The organism is Pyxidicoccus sp. M15 (assembly GCF_056858435.1).
Genome location: NZ_CM166495.1, coordinates 6,995,228 through 7,018,679, shown reverse-complemented (window position 1 = coordinate 7,018,679; position 23,452 = coordinate 6,995,228). Strand labels below are relative to the sequence as shown.

At 66.9% G+C, this 23,452-nt stretch carries 14 protein-coding genes; 10 read left to right on the top strand and 4 right to left on the bottom strand.

The annotated features are described in order from the left end of the window. The first annotated feature begins 236 nt into the window (after positions 1 to 236). From ACX9TP_RS25890 to ACX9TP_RS25880, 3 genes are all read left to right on the top strand, one after another. Complete coding sequence (locus tag ACX9TP_RS25890) at positions 237 to 647, top strand: hypothetical protein (RefSeq protein ID WP_482973286.1); 411 nt, start codon at positions 237 to 239, stop codon at positions 645 to 647. A gap of 840 nt (positions 648 to 1,487) precedes the next feature. Continuing rightward, positions 1,488 to 3,851 (top strand): AAA family ATPase, encoded by a 2,364-nt coding sequence (locus ACX9TP_RS25885; RefSeq protein ID WP_482973285.1) that lies wholly within the window; start codon positions 1,488 to 1,490, stop codon positions 3,849 to 3,851. Continuing rightward, positions 3,848 to 5,755 carry a UvrD-helicase domain-containing protein gene (locus tag ACX9TP_RS25880; RefSeq protein WP_482973284.1) on the top strand — a complete coding sequence of 636 codons (1,908 nt, stop codon included), beginning with the start codon at positions 3,848 to 3,850 and terminating at the stop codon, positions 5,753 to 5,755. The genes ACX9TP_RS25885 and ACX9TP_RS25880 overlap by 4 nt, the downstream gene beginning before the upstream one ends. Positions 5,756 to 5,990: 235 nt before the next feature. On the opposite strand, the gene ACX9TP_RS25875 is transcribed toward ACX9TP_RS25880, so the two are convergent. Next, a complete protein-coding gene (locus tag ACX9TP_RS25875; protein WP_482973283.1) occupies positions 5,991 to 6,854 on the bottom strand; it encodes a hypothetical protein in 864 nt (287 codons plus the stop codon). A gap of 398 nt (positions 6,855 to 7,252) precedes the next feature. Here ACX9TP_RS25875 and ACX9TP_RS25870 point away from each other — a divergent pair, with 398 nt between their 5' ends. Further along, positions 7,253 to 8,917: a hypothetical protein gene (locus tag ACX9TP_RS25870; protein WP_482973282.1), complete on the top strand. Its 1,665-nt coding sequence runs from the start codon at positions 7,253 to 7,255 to the stop codon at positions 8,915 to 8,917. Positions 8,918 to 9,051: 134 nt separating this feature from the next. Beyond that, the gene (locus ACX9TP_RS25865) at positions 9,052 to 10,953 is read left to right on the top strand and encodes a molecular chaperone DnaJ (protein ID WP_482973281.1); all 1,902 of its coding nucleotides are present in this window, start codon (positions 9,052 to 9,054) and stop codon (positions 10,951 to 10,953) included. A 13-nt stretch (positions 10,954 to 10,966) separates the two neighbouring features. Here the strand turns inward: ACX9TP_RS25865 and ACX9TP_RS25860 are convergent, their stop codons facing one another. The 3 genes from ACX9TP_RS25860 to ACX9TP_RS25850 form a co-directional block, all read right to left on the bottom strand. Continuing rightward, complete coding sequence (locus tag ACX9TP_RS25860; RefSeq protein WP_482973280.1) at positions 10,967 to 11,989, bottom strand: DUF1801 domain-containing protein; 1,023 nt, start codon at positions 11,987 to 11,989, stop codon at positions 10,967 to 10,969. Between the two features lie 102 nt (positions 11,990 to 12,091). Beyond that, on the bottom strand, positions 12,092 to 12,826 hold the full coding sequence (locus ACX9TP_RS25855) for a class I SAM-dependent methyltransferase (protein WP_482973279.1): 735 nt from the start codon (positions 12,824 to 12,826) through the stop codon (positions 12,092 to 12,094). A gap of 127 nt (positions 12,827 to 12,953) precedes the next feature. Further along, positions 12,954 to 14,990: a lipoxygenase family protein gene (locus tag ACX9TP_RS25850; RefSeq protein WP_482973278.1), complete on the bottom strand. Its 2,037-nt coding sequence runs from the start codon at positions 14,988 to 14,990 to the stop codon at positions 12,954 to 12,956. A gap of 103 nt (positions 14,991 to 15,093) precedes the next feature. Between ACX9TP_RS25850 and ACX9TP_RS25845 the strand changes: the two genes are divergently transcribed. The 5 genes from ACX9TP_RS25845 (at position 15,094) to ACX9TP_RS25825 (ending at position 23,413) form a co-directional block, all read left to right on the top strand. After that, complete coding sequence (locus ACX9TP_RS25845; RefSeq protein ID WP_482973277.1) at positions 15,094 to 17,121, top strand: lipoxygenase family protein; 2,028 nt, start codon at positions 15,094 to 15,096, stop codon at positions 17,119 to 17,121. A gap of 23 nt (positions 17,122 to 17,144) precedes the next feature. Then, positions 17,145 to 18,578, top strand: a complete 1,434-nt coding sequence (locus tag ACX9TP_RS25840) for a cytochrome P450 (protein ID WP_482973276.1) — start codon at positions 17,145 to 17,147, stop codon at positions 18,576 to 18,578. Next, positions 18,575 to 19,420 (top strand): fatty acid desaturase family protein, encoded by an 846-nt coding sequence (locus tag ACX9TP_RS25835; RefSeq protein WP_482973275.1) that lies wholly within the window; start codon positions 18,575 to 18,577, stop codon positions 19,418 to 19,420. Before ACX9TP_RS25840 ends, ACX9TP_RS25835 begins: the two co-directional genes overlap by 4 nt. A 225-nt stretch (positions 19,421 to 19,645) precedes the next feature. Further along, positions 19,646 to 20,404: a hypothetical protein gene (locus ACX9TP_RS25830; RefSeq protein WP_482973274.1), complete on the top strand. Its 759-nt coding sequence runs from the start codon at positions 19,646 to 19,648 to the stop codon at positions 20,402 to 20,404. 126 nt (positions 20,405 to 20,530) lie between these two features. Next, positions 20,531 to 23,413, top strand: coding sequence for an ELWxxDGT repeat protein (locus ACX9TP_RS25825; RefSeq protein ID WP_482973273.1), 2,883 nt, complete (start codon positions 20,531 to 20,533; stop codon positions 23,411 to 23,413). Positions 23,414 to 23,452 lie beyond the last annotated feature (39 nt).

Sequence of the window (23,452 nt, the reverse complement as noted above, 5' to 3'; positions counted from 1 at the left end):
GCGCCTGGGGAGGCCGAGACCACAGCGGACCCATGGAAGTCCTTCGCATGCATCCAGGCATGTCAGGCAGGCAGTCATGCGATGGAGAAGTTCTGCGAGAACCTTTCAGGAAGGACGAAGCGACAGCAGAAGCTCAAGGCCCTTTGCTTTGGCTCGTGCTACGCGGGCAAAGCCGCATGCCTCGTATTCTGCCGGGCCTACTTTGGTCCTCCCAGGGAACCATGAGGTCACGCTCCATGCCTGAGACGGATGAGAACTGGCGTCCGAAATTGAGGCGCATTGAGGATCCGATTGCGGAGGATTGCTGGGAGTACATTACCCCCTCAGGCAAGAAGCGTATTTCGAGGCTCATGGTGGGCCGCCCGGTGCACTACCCCGAGCGGCGGCTCTGGTATTGCCCGGTACTGATCGAGGGCTACACCAAACCTCGGTTCAGACCGATCTTTGGTATGGGACCGGTGGACTCGCTGATGAACGCGATGACCTTCGTCCGAAGGTTCTTCGAGGAGAATTTCGAGGTGCTGCCCGGAGTAACTCCAGCAAGCCCCCAGCGGCCCCGCCCGCTGGGTGTGGGCAAGCGGTCCACGCCGCAAAGGACGTCCCAGAAGAGACAGCAGGGGAGGGCGCGAACCCAGCAGGCGAAATGAAGATGCCGTTCTTCAGCGCTTCATCGAGGTCGGCCCCGACAGCGTCATGGCGCGAGTGGTCCTGCGGCGCGGTCAGCGCCTATTGAGCCCCACCCCAATGGACGGGACTGGACTCACCCGGACACGAGGCCGCTTCCATTTCCAGAGGGAAGATCGGGCGGGAGGCCTGTGGTCCGAGTGTAAGTGTTCGCTGTGCTCCGTCCAGACACTGAGCCTGCCGGGCCGGGGGGCGCGGCCGGAGCGATGGCCAGCTCTGGCTTTTGGGGAGCGTGACGGTGCCCGGGTTCTCGATGGCGGCGAACGCAGCGCGCCGGAGGTAGTGGCCCGGGTCCTCACCCCCCTGTGTCAGGGAAGTTGTGTGATGCCTGGAGGAACTCATGGACCCGTAGGGTGAGAGTCCCGAAGCGGCAACAGGTCGAAGCCGCATAGCTGGGGTGGCGCGGACAGGGGAGACCCCTCCGGTGAAGCCCACCGACAAAGCCCCGTTTCAGCGGGGTGATCAAGTGCGCGGGCCCTAACGATGCGTGAACGCCCAGTCGAGGCCCCGTCAATTGATACCTCCGGGTGCCGAGCCGTCACAACTACGGCGAAGGCAGCAGGCCCCCCCTGGCGGTGTCGGCTTCTTCGTCAGTTCTTCCCTCGCAGCTGTCTCCTCCGACTCACTCGCCTCTTGCGGCCTCGGCTCTACCTATACTTGAGGGAGCTTCGGCGAGGGACTTCTGCGTGGAGGAGGTGGTGGGTCGGAATGGGACGCCCCGGGTGAGGCAGCACCCAGCGAGCGCTGAACGCTCCGGAATGTTAGCTTACGGTCGCGACTACTATGTCGGCGGGAGGGCAAATATGCACATTCAACACGTCGAGATCGGCAATTTCCGAAAGCTCCATGCAGTTCGAATCGACTTCGCCGAGGAAACGACGGTGTTCGTAGGTGCGAATAACAGCGGAAAGACGTCCGCTATGGTGGCGCTTCGCCACTTTCTGGTTGATCGAACAAAGTTTTCAATCAATGACTTCACATTGTCTCACTGGGCAACAATCGATTCGGCGGCAATTGATTGGGAAAAGCAGGCTTCCGGTGCCGAAGAGCAAATGTTCGATTGGGGCTCGGTTTTGCCACATCTGGATGTCTGGCTGAACGTCCCAACGGAGAATCTCCACTACGTCCAGAAGATTCTTCCTACCCTCGATTGGGCAGGCGAACACATCGGCGTCCGCTTGCGCTATGAGCCCATGGATGTGCAAGCTCTCAAGCAGGAGTACCTTGCGGCCAAGCTGGCCGCCGAAGCCGTAATGAACGCGGCGCAACCGGTTGACGTACCAGAATCGGCAGGGGGCGCTGCAGCGATCGCGGAAGGCTTCTCGTTGTGGCCGAAGTCGATGATGGACTTCCTGTCGCGTCGGCTACGATCTTCCTTCGAAGTGCGCGCGTACCTTCTTGATCCCGCCAAGCTTGTAGCACCCACGGGCGGCTTGGCTTCGCCGCAGCTGCTTCCTGAGGGAAGTGAGCCAATCAATGGCGATCCCTTTAAAAACCTTATTCGGATCGATGAGATCAGTGCGCAGCGCGGGTTTGGTCTTGTCAATGCATCGACACATGGGGGTGACTCACCTGAGGATGGTGGCACGGGGGGCGGGAAGAAGCTGTCCAGTCAGCTCCGGTCGTACTACTCGCAGCACCTTGATCCATTCGACCAACCAGAACCGAAAGATTTGGAGGCACTGCGGGCACTGCATGACGCCCAAGCCGCTTTTGGCAAGCGTTTAGCCACGTGTTTCTCGGCGGCTCTGAAAGAGCTTGAGGACATAGGTTACCCAGGTGTCACGGATCCTAAACTCACAATCGCCACACATATCAAGCCTGTTGATGGATTGAGTCATGCCTCTGCGGTTCAATACGAAGTGCCAACACACCTCAGTGAAGGCGGGGGGCATACACACAGGTTGCCTGAAGACTCGAATGGTCTTGGATACCAAAATTTGGTATCAATCGTCTTTGCTCTGATGAGTTTCCGAGATAAGTGGATAAGGGTTGGCAAAGTCTCCAAATCGCCCGAAACGGCTGAGGCGTTTATACCTCCACTCCACCTTGTGCTTATCGAAGAGCCTGAGGCCCATCTTCATGCACAGGTTCAGCAGGTTTTTATAAAACAGGCTTATGGCGTTCTGCGTAGGCATGACAAACTAAAAGAATCGAAGGACCATCGCACTCAACTCGTCGTTAGTACACATTCGAGTCATATTGCACACGAAGCAAACTTCGCTTCTCTGCGGTATTTTCGGCGGCTCCCTGTCAAGGCGGTTGCAGGTTCGGTTCCCATCTCATGCGTTGTTAATCTCTCAGAGATCTTCGGGAATGCGGATCAAACCAGTCGTTTTGTCACACGTTATCTCAAGGCTACACACTGCGACCTGTTCTTCGCCGATGGGGTGGTATTGGTTGAGGGGCCAGCCGAACGCATCCTTGTTCCGCACTTTGTGCGGAAGCTCAAGCAGTACGAATATCTGCGACGCTGCTACATCACTTGGCTTGAGATCGGTGGGAGCCACGCACACCGACTGAAGCCTCTTCTTGAGCACCTCGGTTTGAACGCATTGATCATCACCGATCTTGATGCAAAGGATTCTAACGGCAAGGCTGTTCCTCCCGTGCGCGGGCTAGGCCTCACAACAAGAAACGAGACTCTTAAGACCTGGATTCCGAAGGAGGCGGCACTCGACGATCTACTCGACAAGAAGCCGGATAAAATCGCTCAATGGGATCCAAGTGGTTGCTCTATACGTGTTGCCTATCAGCAACCAGTCGAGACGAAGTTTAAATCCGACAAGACAGTCGAGCTGTTGGCCAACACGTTTGAAGATGCGCTGGTCTATGAAAACATCGATTTGTTTAAGGCGATGGACGGGAACGGATTGATGGGGCGACTCCGAGGGGCGCTTGATTCCGCTGCCGATGTCGGCGAACTTGCCAATGAATTGTTTTTTGCGCTGGCGAAAGGTGGCAAGGCCGAGTTCGCTATGGATTTGCTATACAGCAATGAGATAGATGCAGTCAGGGTTCCGGCCTATATTGACAATGGATTGATCTGGCTTTCTGACCAGTTGAAGCGAAAAGAAGATGGTATTGCCGGAAAGACGCCTGGTGCTCCAGTTGGGGCGACAGTTGATGTCGCAAAAAATGTTGACATTGATCAGGTTGCCGCATGACTTCCTCGATAGATAGCGCGAGCCCAGATAAAATAGATGACCACGTCGATGATGAGATCGCAGACTGCCTGAACCTTGATGCCCCGCGAAGCTTCTTTCTCTTTGCGGGCGCGGGCTCTGGCAAGACGCGGTCGCTCGTGACTGCACTGCATCACGTGCAGAAGAATCTAGGCGAAAGACTGAGGGCCAAGGGGCAGCGGGTGGGAGTGATTACATTCACGAACGCCGCCTGTGACGAAATCAAGCGGAGGCTTCTATTTGATCCTCTCATGGACGTTCGAACAGTCCACAGCTTTTCCTGGTCGCTCATCGAAGGCCTCAATCACGATATTCGCAATTGGCTGCGCGTTGAATTGGCGAACGACATCGATCAACTGAAAGCGGACGAGGCCAAAGGCAGGAAAGGGACCAAAGCTTCGGCGACGCGACTGGCCAAAATCGAATCGAAGACAAGACGCCTCAAGAACCTTCCGCAGATCAAATCCTTCAACTATAGCCCGGTAGGGGACAACCGGGGGCGCGATGCCCTGAACCATTCTGAGGTTTTGAAGATCACCGCACACTTTCTCAAAACCAAGCTTGCTATGCAGAGCATTCTTGCCTGCCGCTACCCAATCTTGTTGATCGATGAGAGCCAGGACACTAACGAGAATTTGATTGACGCGCTCTTTATGGTCCAGGCCACGTTCAAGAAGACGTTCCTTCTTGGCCTTTTCGGCGACATGATGCAGCGTATCTATAGCGATGGGAAGGAAGGACTTGGTAAGGATCTGCCGCAGGACTGGGCGACACCAGGGAAGAAGCTCAACCATCGCTGCCCTAAACGCATTATTACTCTAATCAACAAAGTTCGCAGCACCACGGACAAGCAGCATCAGAGTCCATGTGCCGCAGCCCCTGAGGGCGTCGTACGTCTCTTCATCTTGCCAAGCGGTCATGCGAAGAAGTCCATGGCCGAGCGGTCCATCGCCGCGTACATGTCAAAGGTCACAGACGACAATAAGTGGAACGACCCGAGGTCGATTAAGACTTTGACTCTTGAGCATCGCATGGCGGCTGCACGCATGGGATTTCTCGATGCCTTTTCTGCGCTTTACGATGTGGCTAACTGGCGCACCAGTTTTCTCGAAGGCGCGCTGCCCGCATACCGCTTCTTCTCCGTGCAGGTGCTGCCGCTCGTCAGGGCGATGCGCAGCGACGATCGCTTCGCCGTTGCGCGCATCGCTAAGACCTTTTCGCCGCTTTTAGCGCCCATTGCCTTGCGCGACGCCGAGGACAAGCAAAGGCACCTGCAGCAAGTGAATGCTGCAATCAGCACACTCATGGCGCTTTGGAAGGACGGCGCAGATCCAACCTTGCTGGATGTTCTGAGATGCATTGCCGAACGTAACTTGTTCGAGATACCCGACTCCCTGCAAGCCAACGCGTTTGGAATGATGGAGAGGTCTGGTGCCCGCGCTTCCGAGGAAGACGAGCAAGAGGACCGGCAGAATGAAATGGCCGTCGCTATCGAGAATTTCCTCCGTGCTCCCTTCTCTCAGATCGAGCCCATGACCGAGTATCTCTCGGGCAATGCCCACCTCGATACTCATCAGGGAGTGAAGGGGCTTGAATTTGAGCGGGTCATGGTGATCATGGATGACGAAGAGGCGGGAGGCTTTTCATTCAAATACGAAGACCTCTTCGGCGGCAAAACGGCTGGAGGCAAGACTGTTGAAAACACCAAGCGCTTGTTCTATGTGACGTCAAGTCGTGCAAAAGAAAGCCTTGCTCTTGTTGCTTACTCATTGGCTCCAGACCGGGTTCGGAAATTTGTGCTTGACGAAGGCTGGTTCAGTGCTGACGAAATTGTTATGGGCGAACCGGATTCGAACGTGCTTCCTTTTATTGTTACAGCGGGCTGATGACGCGGAGGACAGTTTGAGCTGAAGGAAGGAGAGAAAGTGGCGGATCCGGGCGGCGAACTTCGCGAGAGAAGTGTCTGCGTGCAGCTGTCGCACTGGTTGGGCCAGCGCATTGACGGCGCGAGGGGCGAGCATGCGTAGTTGCCGCTTCAGGCCGGCCCATCACAGTTCGATGGGGTTGATATCGGGCTGCAGGCCGGCATGCACTCCACGCACGCGCCCGCCCGTCAACGCTTCAGGCCCTGCCCGTCAACCGGTAGTACGCGTGGGGGCGCTTCCAGCGAATGAACGCCCGCGCGAGCACATTCATGCTCCACCGGCTCGGCATGTGCTCCAGGACAAACCCCATGTCCTTCTTGAACTGCCCCAATGCTGCGTCCTCGCGTGCGTGCAGACCACTCACGAGCAGCCGGACCCGCGGAGTCCTCCGACAGAGCTGCGCGAACTCGAAGACCAGCCCGGTCGAGATGTTCGTCGGCAGCGCCCACGTGGCGTAGTACGAGCTCACCGTGTATGCGACGCCATCCACCGCGTAGCTGATGCGAAACCCCCCGAGCCGGTCATCGATGAGGCCGGCGAGCACGCACCAGTGGTTCCCCTGGAAGTAGCTCCTGACCTGCGCGACGAAATCCTCACGTGAGGGCGGCTTCCTGTGCCCCGTCCGTGAGAGTGCCTCGACGAGCAACTCGTATCCCTGCGTCTCCAGAAGGTCGGGGCCCGTGAGCTGCACGATTCTCACGAGCCGCTGGCACTTGCGGAGCCTGTTCCTCCGGCTCGAGGAGAGACTGTTGACGTCATAGCCGGCCAGGTCCGCCAGCCGCATGACGGGGATGCTGCCGTTCGCGGCGTCCGAGTCCCCTGGCTTCAGCGCCGCCCGGTAGCCCCAGCTCAGCGGCGTGGGTCGGGTGGCCTCCTCCGGCGTCAGCTGCGCCAGCAGGTGCACGGGCTGGAAGAACCCGGGTGCCCCCGCTTCCTCCCAGTAGCGCCCGCCATGCTCGACGACACGCGCGCCCTGCTTGCGCCGGTGCTCCGCGTGCTCCTGCTCGGTGAGGACCTCGAAAGCAGCCTCCGAGGCATCGCGCACCTGGGATTCCGACATGTCCCATCCCCCCTTCGGCGAAGCGCAGACAAACATGGCTGGCCGCGCGCAACGACAGTCGGGATGAGCGGCTCCAGTTCAGCATAGGGTCCCCGCTGCCTCGCGCGGAGACTGGCCGGTAATGCCAATGACCATCAATCGGGTGACAGCCGCCCTCCCTGGAAGGAGGGTGCACGCGGACCACGGCCAGTCCGCTCAGCCCTCGAGTTGTTCCGGCGTGAGGCAGGCCGCCCCGGCGAAGAATGGAGCTGATCCAGGGCATGCCTCCGTCTGGACGAGCGTGTGTCCGGGTGCCACTGCGGGAGCGGCATGGCGAGCGCACGGCCCGGCGCGGCATGGGCGGTGAGCGGTCGCGCGCCCACCTTTGGCTGGAGTCCATCTCCCCGGAGGGCCCCCAGATGCGTGTTTCCCTGTCCCTTGCCTGCGTGTTGACGCTGGCGCTCGCCGCGGCGCCCGCCTTCTCCCACGGCCCTCCCGCCGCGCCGACCCTGGAGGGACTGGCCGAAGGCGCCGTGCTGCTCGACGGACTGAGCACCCATGCGCGCCCCGTCACCACGGCCTCCGCCGGGGCCAAGGACTTCTTCGACCAGGGGCTGCGGCTGGCCTACGGCTTCAACCACGACGAGGCCGCACGCTCGTTCGCCCGCGCCGCGCAGCTCGACCCCACCTGCGCCATGTGCTTCTGGGGCATCGCCCTGGTGCTCGGCCCCAACTACAACATGCCCATGCTGGGGGAGAACGCCCCGGCCGCCTGGGCGGCGCTGCAGCGCGCCAAAGCGCTGGCACCGAGCGCCTCGCCGGTGGAGCAGGCCCTCATCTCCGCGCTCTCCCGCCGCTACCCCGGCCCCGAGGCGGTGGCCCCCGAGGCCATGAAGCCCTTCAACGAGGCCTACGCACGCGCCATGCGCGAGGTGGCCCGGCGCTTCCCCGATGACCTGGACGTGCAGACGCTCTACGCCGAGGCCCTCATGGACCTCAACCCGTGGAAGCTGTGGTCGCTCGAAGGGGAGCCCGCGCCCGGCACCAAGGAAATCGTCTCCGTGCTGGAGTCCGTGCTGGAGAGAGACCCGAACCACCTGGGGGCCAACCACTATTACATCCACGCGGTGGAGGCCTCGCGGCACCCGGAGAAGGCGGAGCCCTCGGCGGACCGGCTCGGGAGGTTGGCCCCGGGCGCGGGGCACCTGGTGCACATGCCCGCGCACATCTACCAGCGTGTGGGCCGGTACGCCGACGCCTCCGCGAGCAACAGGAAGGCCGCGGAGGCGGACCTGGCCTACGTGAAGAAGGCGAAGCCGCGCAGCCACATCTACCCCATGTACACCGCGCACAACTTCGGCTTCCTCGCCTTCTCCGCGTCCATGGAGGGCCGCATGGAGGAGACGCTCGAGGCCGCGCGGGCCTCGGCGCAGCACTTCCCGGCCGAGATGCTCTCGGTGATGCCCGGCATGGACTTCTTCGTGGCCGAGCCTCTCTTCGCCATGGTGCGCTTCGGCCGCTGGGATGACCTGCTCGCCGAGCCCCGTCCCGAGGCGAAGTACCCGGTGCAGACGGGCCTGTGGCTGCACGCGCATGGCATGGCCCTGGTGGGCAAGGGCCGCCTGCGGGAGGCGCGCGCCGAGCTCGCGGAGCTGGAGCGGCTGGCCGCCGAGGTGCCTCCCACGGTGGCCGCCAACCTCAACACCGCGCGCGACGTGCTCGGTGTCGCGGCGCGCGTGCTGAAGGCCCGGCTGGCCCAGGCCGAGGGCCGCCCCCAGGCCCTGGCCCTGTGGCAGGACGCCGTCGACGCCGCGGACCGGCTGTCCTATGCCGAGCCCGCCGACTGGTTCTACCCGGTGCGCCACTACCAGGGCGCCGCGCTGCTCGAGGCCCGTCGCTTCCGCGAGGCCGAGGCCGTCTACCGCGAGGACCTCCGCCGCAACCCGAAGAATGGCTGGAGCCTCTTCGGCCTCTCCCGCGCACTCGAGGGCCAGAACCGCCAGGACGAGGCGGCAAGCACCCGCGCGGACTTCGAGAAGGCGTGGGCGCGCTCGGACTTTCCCCTCACCACCACCGCGCCCTGAGGGGCCCGACGCCCGACGTGGGGGCGGCGAGTGCTCCTTGCGCACACCCGGGGTATCAAAGGCGCGGCCCGCTCGGTGGGTAGGCAGGCTGGCACGGAGGCATGCCGGGGAAGCTGGTGGTAGAAGCAACGGGGATGAGCGCTTCCGACGCGCTGGCGCACTCCGGCGCCCTCGCGCGCACCCAGACCGATTCCGATGGTGCCGTCGCCGATGCCGAGCGGCGGCTCCGGGCATTGCTCGACGAGATCTCCACGCTCGACCTGGAGGTGGAGACGCTCGCCTCGGAGCTGGCCACCTTCTCCGCTCTCTACGAGCGTGAGCTGTCGAGCGCCTTCGCCCCGCTCGAGCGGCGTGAGCGCCTGGTCCGGCGGCTCCAGGCGCTCCAGGACGAGCTGGCGCGGCTCGACGCGGAGCTGCGCGCTCCGACACCGAAGGCGTCCGGCCGCAAGTCGAGCAGGAAGTCCGCGCGGTCGCGCCGGGTCGGCGGGGAAGGGGAGGATGGCGAGCGTCCCTGGACGCCCGGCGCCGCGCTCGACGATGACGTGTCCGAGCCGCTCTCGCCGCCTCCCGACGTCGCGTCCGAGGCGCAGACCCTCAAGCGGCTCTATCGCAAGCTCGCGCGACTGCTCCACCCGGACCTCGCCAGGACGGAGGAGGAGCGCGAGCGGCTCCACCAGCTGATGATCCAGGTCAACCTCGCCTTCGAGCGGGCGGACCGGACCCTGCTGGAGGTCTTCCTCCTCCGTGTGGACCAGGGCGAGCTGCTCGACGCGACGGTGTCCGTGGACGAGCGGCTCGCGCACGTGGAGAAGCGCATCGCCTCCCTGACCCCGGTGCGCCGCTCGCTGCTCACGGAGCTCGACCGCCTGCGGGCGACGTCCACCTTCCGGCTCCGTGCCGAATGGCAGGGGCGCCAGGCGCAGGGCCGCGACTACTTCCAGGAGACCCTCACCGAGCTCGCCGAGGACGCCGAGCGCACGATGCGCGACGCCCTGGCGCGCATGGGCCGACTCGACCGGGCGGCCCGGGAGCTGACCACGTTGAAGGACTCGCTCACCGAAGCGAAACCCGAAGGGGCGCTGCGCACCTTCGACCCCATCCTCGAGAGCCCCCTCGTGCGCAAGGGCGCGGAGCGCCTGGAGCGCCGACGGGCCTCATCCGAGGCCCGCGCGCTCGCGCAGACGCTGGAGGAGGCGGCGGAGCGGGCTCCCTGGGAGGCCACGCTGGTGTTGATGGCCTTCTTCGTCGAGCGCGCGGGGCGTCCGCCCGATGCGCTCTCGAACCGGGAGGGCTGGACCGAGCGCTATGCCGCCATGGCCGCGGCGTGGCCGGAGGCCCCGTCCTTCGAGGAGCTGATCACGCGGCTGCCACCTCCCCTGGAGCTCGGGCTCCGCTTCCAGGGTGGCAAGGTGCGCTTCGGCCTCCAGCTCAAGTCCGTCGAGCTGCTCGCCGGAGTGCCCATCGCCCTCGAGCGCCACACCGTCGCGCTGCTGGCGCAGCGGGTGCTCGCGCACCTCGGCCCGCGCGAGCAGTGCAAGGGCTGTGGCGCGGCTGTCTTTCTCGTCCACCTGCTGCGGACCCGGGGCCTGGATGAGCTCAACGGCCTGGTGTGCCCGGCCTGCGGCCACGTCGCCAAGAGCTACTTCCTCTTCAACTGGTCCGAGGGCCAGGAGGCGCTCCTGCCCTTCGCCCTGAAGGTCGGCCTCGTCGACGAGGTGGTGGTGAAGCTCGCGGGCAAGGGCATCGCCTTCCAGCTCCTGCCCGTGTCGCGCGAGGCGCTGACGGTGGGCGCGCTCAAGCAGCTGTTCACGGACCTGTACCTCAAGCCGTACGGCATCGCGGCGGAGCCCGCGGACCTGGTGGTGAAGGCGGGGGCCCGCGCGCTGAAGGACGAGTCCCGGGTCGAGGCGCCCGTGCTGACGCTCGGCATCCGCAAGGCGGGCCGGGACTCGCTCGCGTCCGCGCTGGCGGAGGGCGAGCAGGAGCTGGTGGCGCTGCTGCGCTCACGTATCGAGCGCCGCTTCCGACCGGGCTAGCGCCACTCCGTCGTCACTCCTCCGCGAGGCCCGCGAGCACCCTGGACCAGTGCTCGCGCATCGCCTCGCGAGTCTCCGCGTCCGGCAGCTTCTCCATGTGGACGTGGACGGCGACGCCTCGCGTCTTCGGCATCAGCGTGAGCTGCAGCGTCGCGGGTTTCTTCCAGCCGTCCGGCTGCCAGGTCATGCGGATGCGCTGGCCGGGCTTCACCACCCGGACCTCGCCACGCACGCCGGGGACTCCACGGCGCTTGGGCACCTCGTAGCCCGCCCCCGGCTCGAGCGTCAGCTTCGCGCCGGCACCGAGCCAGTCCTCCGCCTGGGTCGCAACCCGCTCCCACATCTTTGACGCACTCATCGGCAGCGTGCGCACCACGCCCACCTGGAAGCCCGTGGTCGCCGTCTCGCCGACGACCCGCTTGCCGCGGGCCTGCTCGTACGCCACGGAGATGGACTGCTGCCACCACGTGGACTCCACCTCTCGCGCCAGGTGCGCGACGAGCTGCTTGTGGTTCAGCTCGCCGGCCCCCGCCGCGTCCAGCGCGCGCATCCACGCCTTCCAGTCCCGTCCGGTGGCCTCCTTCACGGCGCTGTCCGTTACACGGTCGGTGATGAGGGCCTTCTTCGCGGCTGCCTTCTTCTTCGCGGCCGAGGGCTTCTTCGCGCTCGCGGCAATCTCCGCGAGCCGCGCCTGCACCAGCGTCTTCACCAGCTTCGCGGGGAGCGGCTTGTCGGGAGGGAAGGTGATGCCGCTCTTCGACGTGGTGTAGCCGTCCAGCTGCGCCTTCAACGCCGGCACCACGTTGCCGCTGAAGGGGTAGAAGCCGCAGTGGGTCTTGAAGAAGGCGAAGCCAGCCACGGTCTCCCCATCGACCTTGAAGGCGGGCATCCGGTAGCTGATGGTCTCCTCCGCTCCCGGAAGCAGCTTGCGGAGCTGCAGGCGCAGCGCCCCCAGCGTCTTCTTCGCAGACGGGTTTTCAATCCCCGCCAGGTATGCGTCGATGGGCTGCTTCGGCCCTCTAGGATTCGTCGCCATGGTCTTCGGCCCCCTGGGGTGTTCTCAGCGCCCGGTGCGCACGTGCACCCCGGCGCTCGGGGGACATTACCGCGAGAAGCCCTGGGACGCGGTGTCGGCGTGTCAGCCCGCGGCTCCGGGCTCGAAGCGCGCGAGGAAGACCTTGAACTGCAGCGAGACGAAGATGGGACGCGGCGTCACCAGCCCGGTCCGGGCGAACATCGCGAACAGGGCGGCATCGGACTCGATGGGGCGCAGCTCCGCGTAGCGCTGGCGCCGATGCTCCAGCTGCTCCGGGGTGATTCCATACGCCCGCAGCCGCCGCAGCTCCACGTTCGTCAGCTCGGGGTCATTGCCGATGCGGCAGCCCAGGACGAGCGGCGCTCCGGGCTTGAGCCGCCGGGTCACCTCTCGCAGCAGCGCGAGGCGGGCCTCCTCGCCCTCCACATGGTGGAGGACTCCCATCATCTGCGCGCCGTCGAACGGGGGGCCGGGGGGCAGGGTGTGCAGCTCGCCCACGTGCAGGTGCGTGCGCGAGAGCATTCCCTCGGCCTCCAGGCGCTTGCGGGCGACGGCGAGCATGGCGTCGGAGGGCTCCACGCCCGTGAAGCGCCAGCCCGGCACGTCGAAGCGGGTGTAGGGCATCAGCTCCGCGCCCGTGCCCAGTCCCACGAAGAGCAGCGACGCCGTGTCCTGGCCGTCGAGCTGGGCGGTCAGTGCGCTGACGCCGAGCTCGTACATCGCCTGGGTCCCGGCGAGGTTGACGGACGCCTGGGCGTCGTAGTGGGCGGCGCGGTCGGCGCCAAAGCCCGTCACGAGGTGGTGGTGGGCGGAGGGGTTGGGGTGTTCGTGAGCCATGACGTGTCCTCGGGCGGCCTGGGGGATGCGGGCGACAGGACTCGAAGATGCGTCGGGACTCCGAGGAATGGGAGGGCGGGGATTCAGGCTGGATCGGCGGAAACGAGGGCTCGCCGTGCCCCGGTTCCTAGATGTTGATGCGGGAGCTGACCGTCCGGATGTCCAGTCCCAGCGCCGCGAACTCGGCGGCATGGGTGCGCAACAGCTCCACGAACCGTGGGTGCACGTCGGCTTCCTCATTGGCCAGCAGGAGGCCGTAGTTCGTCTTGGACAGCATCCAGGAGATCCACAGCATCTCCGTGGCCACGTCGGGCGGAGGGGCGACGTCCAGGTCCGCCTCCGTCGAGAGCGCTCCGCCCTTCCCCCAGCGCAGCCCCAGGCACGTGTACAGCACCTCGCCAGCATCCTCCCACTGGAGGTTGTTGGCCCACGCGTGCCGGAAGGTCGCGAAGTAGATGACGTAGCGGCAGAGCTGCTTGAGCGCGTCCACCTCTCCGGGCTGGGGCGCGTCCGTCCGGGTCACCGGGCTGACCGCCTTCGGCGGCGGCTCCACGGCCTTCTCATCCAGGTCCATGCGCTCCGAGCGAACGAACCAGGGTGCGTCCTTCCCCGGCACCGTCGCCCGGAGGTAGCGGCAGATGAAGGCGGGCGCGGAGTGGGCGACGAGGTCGTCCGAGAAGCAGCGGACCTCGAGCCACTGTGCCTCCAACTCCGCGCCGTGCTCCGCGAAGAAGGCGTCGACGTGCTCGCCGAGCAGCTTCCAGAACAGGCCCGCGGCCCGGGCATAGCGGTGCCCCTCGCATACGGGCGGCGCGGGCGTGAAGCCCCGCCAGTCGTAGCTGCCCAGCAGGTGCTGCAGCCGCGTCTCGATGGCCCGCTCGGTCAGCGCACTGGCGCGGGTGATGTAACCCGACGGCCCGACGAGGAACCCGTTGGCCGCATGGTTGATGAGCACCACCTCCCGCAGGTGGGGCATCAGCAGCCAGCGCAGGGGACTGTGGCGCAGGTTCCGCTGGGCCGCGATGGCGTACTGCTCGACGTTGAAGTGGCACTGTCCCAGGTGGTTGCCCAGCTCGGTGTCCAGCGTCGCGCCCACCCGGGCCATCCGCTTGGCGGCGTCCCAGTCCGCGCCATCCGCGGGCGTGAAGCTCCGGCGCGTCACGGGTGAGCCGGGCGCCGTCGCTCCGGGCTCGCGCATCCCCAGGATGATGCGCACGGGCAGCAGCCGGCCTTCCACCAGCCGCAGCCTCACGTCCACGTCCGGCAGGCAGTGGATGCCATCCTGCTCGTACGCGTTCCAGGGGAGGTAGAGCCGGAAGGCCTGGGCATCTCCGGGGTGCTCCGGGTCTCTGTCCAGGAGGGTGGAGAACATGCCGTTGAGCAGGCGCTCCCCGAAGAAGGCATCACTCCGGGTGGAGCCGGGCGACTCCCGCTCCATCCGCACCGTCATCGACTCCGGGTAGTCGGCCTGGATGCGCTCCAGGCCCGGCGCGTGTCCCACTCGGCTCTGGAGCAGGTGCTGTCGTTTGACGAGCTCGATGGGGGCGACGGCCTTCAACATCGCCAGCGCACGCCCCGGGGCATAGGCCGTTGGTGGCGTCCCTTCCTCCGTCACGAGCAACCGGGCCAGGGACGTTCCCGGGTCATACTCCCAGTAGGGCAGCCGGAGCGTGCCGAAGTCGTGGTGGAGCCCACCATGGTCGTCCGGCCCATGCTCCGAGCCGATGCGCCGCCAGGTCTCCACCACCCGGCCATCCTCTCGGAAGGTGTGCTGGGGCTCGAAGAAGCGGACCTCCAGGTCGGGCAGGTCTCCCGAGCCCGCATCCGCCGGGTCATAGCGGATGGAGAACGCGCCCGCGCTGTCCGTGAAGCCCTCCCCGAGCAGGTCGTCGGGAGCGCCGAAGTCCCTGTCCCAGAGCTCGACCTTGAGGTGATGCAAGGGAATGGGGCCTTGGGGGCCGTCCTGCTGGAAGACGATGCGCCCCACCGCGACGGCGGGAAGGCTCGCGGGCTCTCGCCTGGCACCCGGCGCCCGGACGAGGGGAGCCAGCTCCCGGCTGATGGCCAGCCGCTCCTCGAGCGCCAGCCCCGAGTACCACCGGGCAAGCTCTTCCGGCTCGAGGACCTCGTTGCCGTCCCCCCGTTTCCCGAACCCCAGGGACACCCTCAGGCGTCGCAGCGCTGTAAGCATTTTCGTGTGAGAATACCACGGCTTGCAGTGTCCGCTTTCCGCGTCCTACCGTCTGGCCCGTTCGCAGGAGGGCTCAATGACTGTCGAGTACAAGCTCACGATTCGCACGAGCTCGCGGCTGGGGGCGGGGACGGACTCCGCCATCTCCGTCGTCCTGGTCGGCACGCGGGGCGAGAGCGGGCCGCACGTACTGGACAAGCGCTTCCACAACGACTTCGAGGCTGGCGCCGAGGACATCTACGCCCTCTCGACGGAGGACGTGGGCGAGCTGGTGCTGCTGCGGTTCAGCAACGCGGGGGGCGTCGCGGGGGACTGGCTGCTCGACACCGTCTGGGTGACGTCGGGCGGGAGGAGCTGGTTCTTCCCCTTCTACCGGTGGGTGCTGGGGGGCTCGACGACGGAGGTCCTGGAGGGCTCGGCGCGGCTGCCGCAGCAGGTGAAGAACGAGCGCGAGGCCCGGGCCCGCCACGAGCAGCTCCAGCTCCGCCAGCGCATATATGTCTGGCGTCCCGCCGAGGCCACCGCCGGGCTTCCCGGCGCGCTCGACATCAGCAAGGAGCGGCCGCTGCCGAAGGACGAGCTGTACCGGGGCCTGACCGAGGGCAGCTACGAGGTCGTCATCGCCAAGACGCTGGCCTCCATCAAGCTGCACCTGCCCGTGCTGTCCAAGGCGTGGAACGGGCTCGTCGACATCTTCGACTTCTTCAAGGGCATCGAGATGCCCCAGCTCGCCCCGCGCTGGAAGGACGACCTGGAGTTCGCGCGGCAGGCCGTCCAGGGCATCAATCCCCTCCACATCCAGAGCATCGCCCGGCTGCCCGCGGGCATGCCGCTGTCGGATGCGGACGTCCACGGCCTGCTGTCGCCGGGCGACACGCTGGCGCGCGCCTTCGAGGCGAAGCGCATCTTCCTGCTCGACTTCGAAATCCTCGACGACATCCGCATGTTCCGGAAGGTCGGCGAGGACGGCGTCGAGGAGCGGCGCTGGGCGCCTGCGTCCCGGTGCCTGCTGTACCTGGACGACACGCGCCAGTTGAGGCCCCTCGCCATCCAGCTCGGGCGGGACGCGGAGAAGGACCCGGTCTTCACGCCCAACGACAACGACTATGACTGGCTGGCGGCGAAGGTCTTCGTGCGTTGCAGCGAGGGGAACACCCACCAGATGGTGGGGCACGCGCTGCGGACCCACTTCGTGGCGGAGCCCTTCGTCATGGCGACGATGCGCAACCTCCCGGACCCGCACCCCGTCTACAAGCTGCTCCGCCGCCACTTCCGCTACACGCTCGCCATCAACGAGGGCGCGCGAAAGGGCCTGCTCGACGAGGGCGGCGTCTTCGACGACTTCATCGCCACCGGCGGCCCGGACAAGGGGCACCTGCAGCTGGGCAGGAAGGGCTTCCAGCGCTGGAAGCTGTCCGACAACAAGCCGCGCCCGGACTTCGAGGGCCGCGGCGTCCTCGACCCCGCCGTCCTTCCTTATTACCCCTACCGCGACGACGCCCTGCCGCTGTGGGACGCCTTCGAGGAGTACGTCGGCGGCGTGCTCCGGCACTTCTACCGGTCCGACGCCGACCTCGCGGCCGACGCGGAGCTTCAGCGCTGGTGGACCGACCTCACCGAGCACGGGCTGCCCGTCGACAAGCTGCCGTGCCGGGAGCTCCAGCGCGTCGATGACCTCGTGGACATCCTGACCACGCTCCTGTTCACGGTCAGCGTCCAGCACGCCGCCGTGAACTACCTCCAGTACGAGCACTACGCCTTCGTGCCCAACGCGCCGCTCTGCGTGCGCCGGGAGCCGCCGAGGCAGAAGGGCGTCATCGGTCCGGACGACATCGCCGCGATGATTCCCAGCAAGTCCCAGATGCTCTGGCAGGTCGCCGTCGGCCGGGCGCTGTCCAGCTTCGGTGATGACGAGGAGTACCTCCTCCACGAGAGCGGCTGGCGCGAGGACTACTTCCGGGAGCCGGAGCTCGCGGCCATCCGCGAACGGTTCCAGGACCGGCTGCGCGCGCAGCTGGAGGTGGTGAAGGCTCGCAACGCCAGGGTCGAGGTCCCCTATACCGTCCTGCGGCCCGACCGGGTTCCCTGCGGCATCACCGTCTGAGGCGCCCCGGAGGCGCTCCCCCCTTGCCAAACCTGCTCTCCCGCGGCCTGTTCAACCTGTTCTTCGGCGCCCGGCGCAAGGCCTACGCGGGCCTGCCCGGGCCCGCGCCCGGCATCCTCGGCAACCTCGGCGACTTCCTCGGGCCCCCGCCGTGGGACGTCTGCGCGCGCTACGGGCGGACGTACGGGGGCCTCACCCTCATCTGGATGGGGCCCAGCCCCGCGCTGGTGCTCAATGACTCCGCGCTCATCGAGGAGGTGCTCGAGACGCGCCGGCTGGAGTTCGAGAAGGGCAACATCGGCGAGCAGATCCGCCACTCCACCACGGACGACACGCCCTTCATCGCGAAGCAGGGTGAGGACTGGTCGCGCAAGCACGGCATGGACCCGCTGGCACAGCCGTGGACCCGGGACTGGCAGGCCGCCCAGGTGGCACCGCTGCAGGCCGCGGTGTCCGAGTCGGTGGACGCCCTCCTGCGCGAGCCTTCCCTCGACCTCACGCCCACGCTGCGCCGGCTGACGTTCGACGCCTTCTGCGTGGCCACCGTGGGCGAGAAGCTGCCCGGCTCCGTCTACGACGACTTCATGCTGCTGGCCAAGGCCGCGGACGCGCGCATCCAGGCGAAGCTGCCGCTGAAGTTCATCTCGCCCCCCAGCGGCTTCGCGGAGGCGAAGGCGCGCTTCTACGGGCTCTTTTCCGAGAAGGTCCGCGCGGCGCGCGCGGCTCCGAGCCCCCAGCGCGTGGACCTGATGTCGTGGACGCTGCGGGAGATGCCGGAGCTCGACGACACGGTGCATGCCCACCTGCTCGGCGGCTTCTTCTTCGGAGGCGTCTTCTCCTCCAGCACCACCCTGGTCGGCGCCTTCCACCAGCTGGGGAAGTACCCGGAGGCGGAGGCACGGCTGGCGGCCGAGGCCGCCTCGCTGGCGGACGCACCGCTGACGCTCGAGCGGCTGCGCGGCGCGCCGTGGTCCGAGGCCGTCGCCTACGAGGCCCTGAGAATCCTGCCGGCGGTCCGCATCTTCCTCCGCACGCCGTCTTCCGACACGCAGCTCGCGGGGGTGACGTGGCCCGCGGGCACGACGCTGATGATCTCCAACCAGCACCTGCACCGGGACCCGTCCCACTGGGTGAATCCCGAGGTCTTCGAGCCGGCGCGCTGGCTGGACGGTGGCGCCGCCAGGGACCCGCTGGGCAGCGGCCACTTCTTTCCCTTCGGACGTGGCCCCCGGGCCTGCGTGGCCGGAGACTTCGCCATGGTGTACCTGCGGACGGCGCTGATGACCATCGCCTCCCGCACCCAGGTCCAGGTCGACTCGACGGAGCCCTTCGAGGAGGGCTTCTTCTTCGGCGTGGTCCTTCCGAAGGGCGTCATCGGGAGGTTCCGAACCCGCCCCTCCCGACACAGCCAACCTTCCATCGCAGCCCGTCCATCCACTGACCTGAAGAGCGCATGACCCTGTTCCGCAACTCCCGAGACCGCATCCCCGTCCTGCTGTTCTTCACCGTGTTCGCGCTGGACCTCACCGTGTACTTCACGGCGCGAAGCTGGTGGCTCCCCATCCTGTGGCTCGTGCTGTGGGCGATTCCCAAGGGGTGGATCTGCGCGTGGAACCACCACCACCAGCACGTGTCGATGTTCCGCCACGCGCTACCCAACCGCCTCCTGGAGGTTGTGTTCGGGTTCCAGACCGGGGCGACGTCCCATGCCTGGTTCCTGCACCACGTGCTCGGCCACCACCGCAACTACCTGGACCAGGACAAGGACGAGGCCCGCTGGAAGCGCCCGGATGGGACGACGATGGGCGAGACGGAGTTCTCCGTCATCACGGCGCTCGTGGCCTACCCCCGCGCCTTCCGCGTGGGCCTGCAGCACCCTCGGGTGCTCCGCATCTTCCTGGGCATGGGCGCGCTGCAGGTGGCGCTGCTCGGCCTGCTCTTCTGGCATGACTGGTACAACGCGCTCTGGGTGTTCCTGCTGCCCATGTGCGTGTCCCTCTACGTGACGGTCTGGGCCACGTACTTCCACCACGCGGGACTCGACGCGGCGGAGCACGCGCTCGCCTCGTACAACATCGTGCATCGCGGCTACAACTTCGTGACGGGCAACCTGGGCTACCACACCGCCCACCACGCGCGGCACGGCCTGCACTGGTCCCAGCTCCCCGAGCTCCACGCGCGGCTCGCCCGGGACATTCCCGCCTCGCTCTACCGCCAGCCGGGCATTCCGTTCGTCTGGTCCGGCTCGGAGGCCCAGATCGAGCTGAGCCCCGGCGAGGTCGAGTCCCTCGCCCGGTAGCGCCGCGGTGCGTACCGCCCCCTGAAGAAATTCCCTGCTCCGGGGGCGCACATCGCCACCCGATGACAGCTGCATCTCGTGCTTCGCACCGCGTCCCGGGCTTCGCGCCCGGGGCGCACGGTGGCCGTGGTGTCAGGGGCCGCGCGTCCCTCTACGGCGCAGTGCGTCTGGGGGCGGAAGGAAGCGGGCATACCCATTGCTGTGTTCGCTCCTCAGGAGGCGGTCATGAACCTGGGTCGCGCCAGCGTCATCGCAGGGGTCGTCACGCTCGTGTCCACCGGCTGCACCACCACGCTGTACAAGTCGAGTCAGGTCAGTGCTCCGCTGCTGCGTGAGCAGGGAGAGCTGAAGGGCAGCCTCAGTCCGAGCAATGTGCAGGTGGCCTGGTCGCCACGAGCGGGCGTGGGGCTCCTGGCCAACGGCTACTACGAGTCCTACGAGGAGGGACGGCGGGACGCGCGCGGGTTGCTCGCGGAGGTGGGAGGCGGCCTCTACGGCAGCTTCCTGGAGAATGCGGTGTGGGAAGCCTACGGCGGCGTGGGCTATGGGCAGTCCACCGCCAGCGATCAGCTCGACGCGGGGAGCGGTGCCTTGCGGGACGTCGGCTTCACGGCGCGCGGCGTGCGCGCCTTCGTACAGCCCAACCTGGGCTACGTCACCCCGTACTTCGAGCTGGGCGGCTCCATGCGCCTGTCCGCCGTGAAGTACCTCTCGCTGGACGTGGAGGGCTACACGGAGACGGAGCGCTCGCGGGAGTTCCTCATGGCCAACGAGGTGACGGACCCCGTGTGGCTCTTCGCCGAGCCCGCGGTGACCGCGAAGGCCGGCTACAAATGGGTGAAGGCCTTCGTGCAGCACACGTGGACGCTCAAGCTGGGCGGCGACGCGCTCCCCCACGAGGAAGACACCACCGTGGTGGGGCTCAGCGTCAATGTGGCCAGCTGGTACCACGACTTCCGGTGGAGGCCCGGCGCCGACGACTGACCGGCGGAGGCACTTCGGGCAGTAGTCGACACGCGGGACGGCCGGGAGAGCACTCGTCCCGGCGGGACGGCGCACTCACCTTGGGCACCACCTCCGCGCGCGTCCATGCGCGGAGAAGGGAGCCTCATGCGCTTGCCTGCTGGAGTCCTCATCTCCCCGTTGGCCCTCGTCCTGGGCCTGGCCTGTAGTGGCCCGGCGTCGGTTCCTGGCGAGGAGGCCGAAGGGGAACAGGCCGCACTGGAGCTCCAGGCGTCCGTGGAGGGCCAGAACACGTCTTCGACCAGCCTCCCGTACCGGGTGGAGGACAGCGTCCCGGGCCGACTCAGCGCGGGCCCGTTCGAGCTGACGGATGTGAACGGCACGCTCTTCTTCGTCGCCACCGACGCCGAGCACGGCACCGAGCTGTGGAAGAGTGATGGCACGCCCGGCGGGACGCGCATCGTGGAGGACATCCGGCCCGGCCCGGCAGGCGCAGCCCTGCAAGGGCTCATGACCGCGGGACGGCGCGTCTACTTCGCCGCCGACGACGGCACGAATGGCCTGGAGCTGTGGACGAGCGATGGGACGCGCGCGGGCACGAGGCTGGTGAGGGACATCGCCGCCGGAAGCGAGTCGTCGTTCCCGTTCGCATTGGCCGCATTGGACGGAGTCCTCTACTTCACCGCGTTCTCGCCGGAGCTCGGTGTCTCGCAGCTGTGGAGGACCGAGGGCGTTCCGGGTACCACCCGCGTGGTGCCCACGGGACTGGCCTTTCCTCCCAGCGCGCTCGTGCCGATGGGCGGCCAGCTCTACTTCTTCGGGGACAGCGCCTTCCTGCGGCTGGATGGGACGACGGGCGCTGTCGTCACGCTGCTCGACTTCTCCGACCGGTTCGACGTCTATACGGCGGGCCCGGTCGTCGCGGACGGACTGCTGTATTTCATCATCGGCGAGTCCCCCATCATCGGAGCGAAGCGCAGGGCCGGCGTGCGCCAGGACGTGCCGCGGCTCTTCACGCTCTGGAAGAGCGACGGCACGCCCGAGGGGACGGTGGCCGTCGCGGACGTCCCGGCGCTGCTCACGTTCGACGGCCCGAACACGCTCGTCACCGTGGGCCGCAGGCTCTTCTTCAGCGCGGACGACGGGCGGCTCGGCTCCGAGCTGTGGACCAGCGATGGCACGAGCGCGGGGACGCGGCTGGTCAGGGAACTCATCCCTGGCCCGAGCAGCCCGCGCATCCGTTCGCTCACCGCCCTGGGCGGCGCGGTGTACTTCTCCGCGTACACACCCGACGCGGGGGACGAGCTGTGGCGCAGTGACGGCTCGGCGCGCGGAACCTTCCGGCTGAAGGACGTGATGCCGGGCCCCGCCGGGTCCAGCATCGCGCAGCTCGCCGCATATGGCGGACGGCTCTTCTTCACCGCGCGCGAGCAGGGGCGCGGCCACGAGCCGTGGATCAGCGACGGCACGGCCCGGGGGACGGTGCGGCTCGCCGACCTGGTGCCCGGCGCCTTCTCGAGCGCGCCGCATGACTTCACGCGCTCGGGCTCACGCGTGTTCTTCGCGGCCACCGAGCCGAGGCGGGGCACCGAGCTGTGGGCCCTGAAGCTCGGCAGGTACGGGAGTGTGGAGACGGCTGCCGCCGTGGCCGTGTTCCCGGAGATTGGGGACGGCGCGGCCCCGGGGAACGAGCAGGAGCTCAGGAGCAGCGACCCCGGCGCGGGGCCCGCCCGGCTGGTGCAGGACATCACCCCCGGACCGGACGACCCCAGCATCACCGAGAGCGTCGGCGTGGGCAGCACACTCTTCTTCACGGCGGATGACCGGAGCTTCGGCGCCGAGCTGTGGGTGACGAACGGCACGGCGGCGGGCACCCGGCTGGTGGAGGATATCCGCCCGGGGCCCGACGGCTCCGAGCCCCGGGACATGACGCCGTTCGGTCGGGTGCTCCTCTTCTTCGCGGATGACGGCATCCACGGCTACGAGCTGTGGCGGAGCGATGGCACACCGGCTGGCACGTGGCTGGTGAAGGACATCCGCGAGGGACCCGAGGGCAGCCGTTTCTTCGAAGCCCCGTTCGTATACGGCGGCGTCGCCTACTTCGCGGCGGACGACGGGGTGAACGGGACGGAGCTCTGGCGCACCGACGGCACGACGGCCGGTACGCGGATGGTCAGGGACCTGTGGCCCGGCGGCCTGGGCTCCTTTCCCCAGAGCTTCATCGAGCTGGAGGGGCGCCTGTACTTCATGGCCGCGGATGAGGTGGCCGGCTTCGACCTGTGGCGCACGGACGGCACGGCTGATGGGACTGTCGCGCTGGACCTCATGCCTGGAGTGGAGAGCCTCATGCTCACGGACGCCGTCGTGGCGGGAGGGCTGTTCATCTTCCACCAGTACTCGGAGCTCGGTGACGAGATATGGCGCAGTGACGCGACGCCGGAGGGCACCTTCCTCCTCGCGGATGTCTACCCCGGGCTGGACAGCTCCTTCCCCACGGACCTGACGGTGGTGGGCCGGCGTGTCTTCTTCGTCGCGGACAACCCCGACGTGGGCCGCGAGCTGTGGGTGACGGACGGCAGCCGAGAGGGCACCGTGCTGGTGAGGGACATCACGCCCGGCACGGTGTTCGACCCGCCGCAGTTCCTGGTGGCCTTCGGCGGGCGCCTCTTCTTCAGCGCCCAGGACGGTGGCCCCACGGGCCGGGAGCTGTGGATGAGTGACGGCACGGAGGCGGGCACGCGGCTCTTCAAGGACCTCGCGCCCGGTCCGTACAGTGGGTCTCCCTCCTGGCTGTTCCCGGTGGGAGGCACGCTGCTGTTCTCCGCGGATGACGACCGCACCGGGCAGGAGCTGTGGATGAGCGATGGCACGCGCCGCGGAACGCGCCGGCTCCAGGAGCTGGCGCCAGGACTGACAGGCGGCACCCCGTACCTCTTCACCGCGACGCGCGAGCACGTCTTCTTCTTCCTCGGCTTCTCGCCCACGGGCCGGGAGTGGTGGGCGCTGGAGCGCGAGGACCTCGACGACTGAGCGGAGAGGACGCAGGGGCGGCCCGGTTGGGGGTGGGTG

Bases quoted from the DNA above. Each gene is read 5' to 3' on its own strand.
- ACX9TP_RS25845 (WP_482973277.1), top strand. From the start codon at position 15,094: ATGACTGTCGAGTACAAGCTCACGATTCGCACGAGCTCGCGGCTGGGG.
- ACX9TP_RS25855 (WP_482973279.1), bottom strand. From the start codon at position 12,826: ATGGCTCACGAACACCCCAACCCCTCCGCCCACCACCACCTCGTGACG.
- ACX9TP_RS25870 (WP_482973282.1), top strand. From the start codon at position 7,253: ATGCGTGTTTCCCTGTCCCTTGCCTGCGTGTTGACGCTGGCGCTCGCC.
- ACX9TP_RS25875 (WP_482973283.1), bottom strand. From the start codon at position 6,854: ATGTCGGAATCCCAGGTGCGCGATGCCTCGGAGGCTGCTTTCGAGGTC.
- ACX9TP_RS25865 (WP_482973281.1), top strand. From the start codon at position 9,052: ATGAGCGCTTCCGACGCGCTGGCGCACTCCGGCGCCCTCGCGCGCACC.
- ACX9TP_RS25825 (WP_482973273.1), top strand. From the start codon at position 20,531: ATGCGCTTGCCTGCTGGAGTCCTCATCTCCCCGTTGGCCCTCGTCCTG.
- ACX9TP_RS25835 (WP_482973275.1), top strand. From the start codon at position 18,575: ATGACCCTGTTCCGCAACTCCCGAGACCGCATCCCCGTCCTGCTGTTC.
- ACX9TP_RS25890 (WP_482973286.1), top strand. From the start codon at position 237: ATGCCTGAGACGGATGAGAACTGGCGTCCGAAATTGAGGCGCATTGAG.
- ACX9TP_RS25880 (WP_482973284.1), top strand. From the start codon at position 3,848: ATGACTTCCTCGATAGATAGCGCGAGCCCAGATAAAATAGATGACCAC.
- ACX9TP_RS25830 (WP_482973274.1), top strand. From the start codon at position 19,646: ATGAACCTGGGTCGCGCCAGCGTCATCGCAGGGGTCGTCACGCTCGTG.
- ACX9TP_RS25860 (WP_482973280.1), bottom strand. From the start codon at position 11,989: ATGGCGACGAATCCTAGAGGGCCGAAGCAGCCCATCGACGCATACCTG.
- ACX9TP_RS25885 (WP_482973285.1), top strand. From the start codon at position 1,488: ATGCACATTCAACACGTCGAGATCGGCAATTTCCGAAAGCTCCATGCA.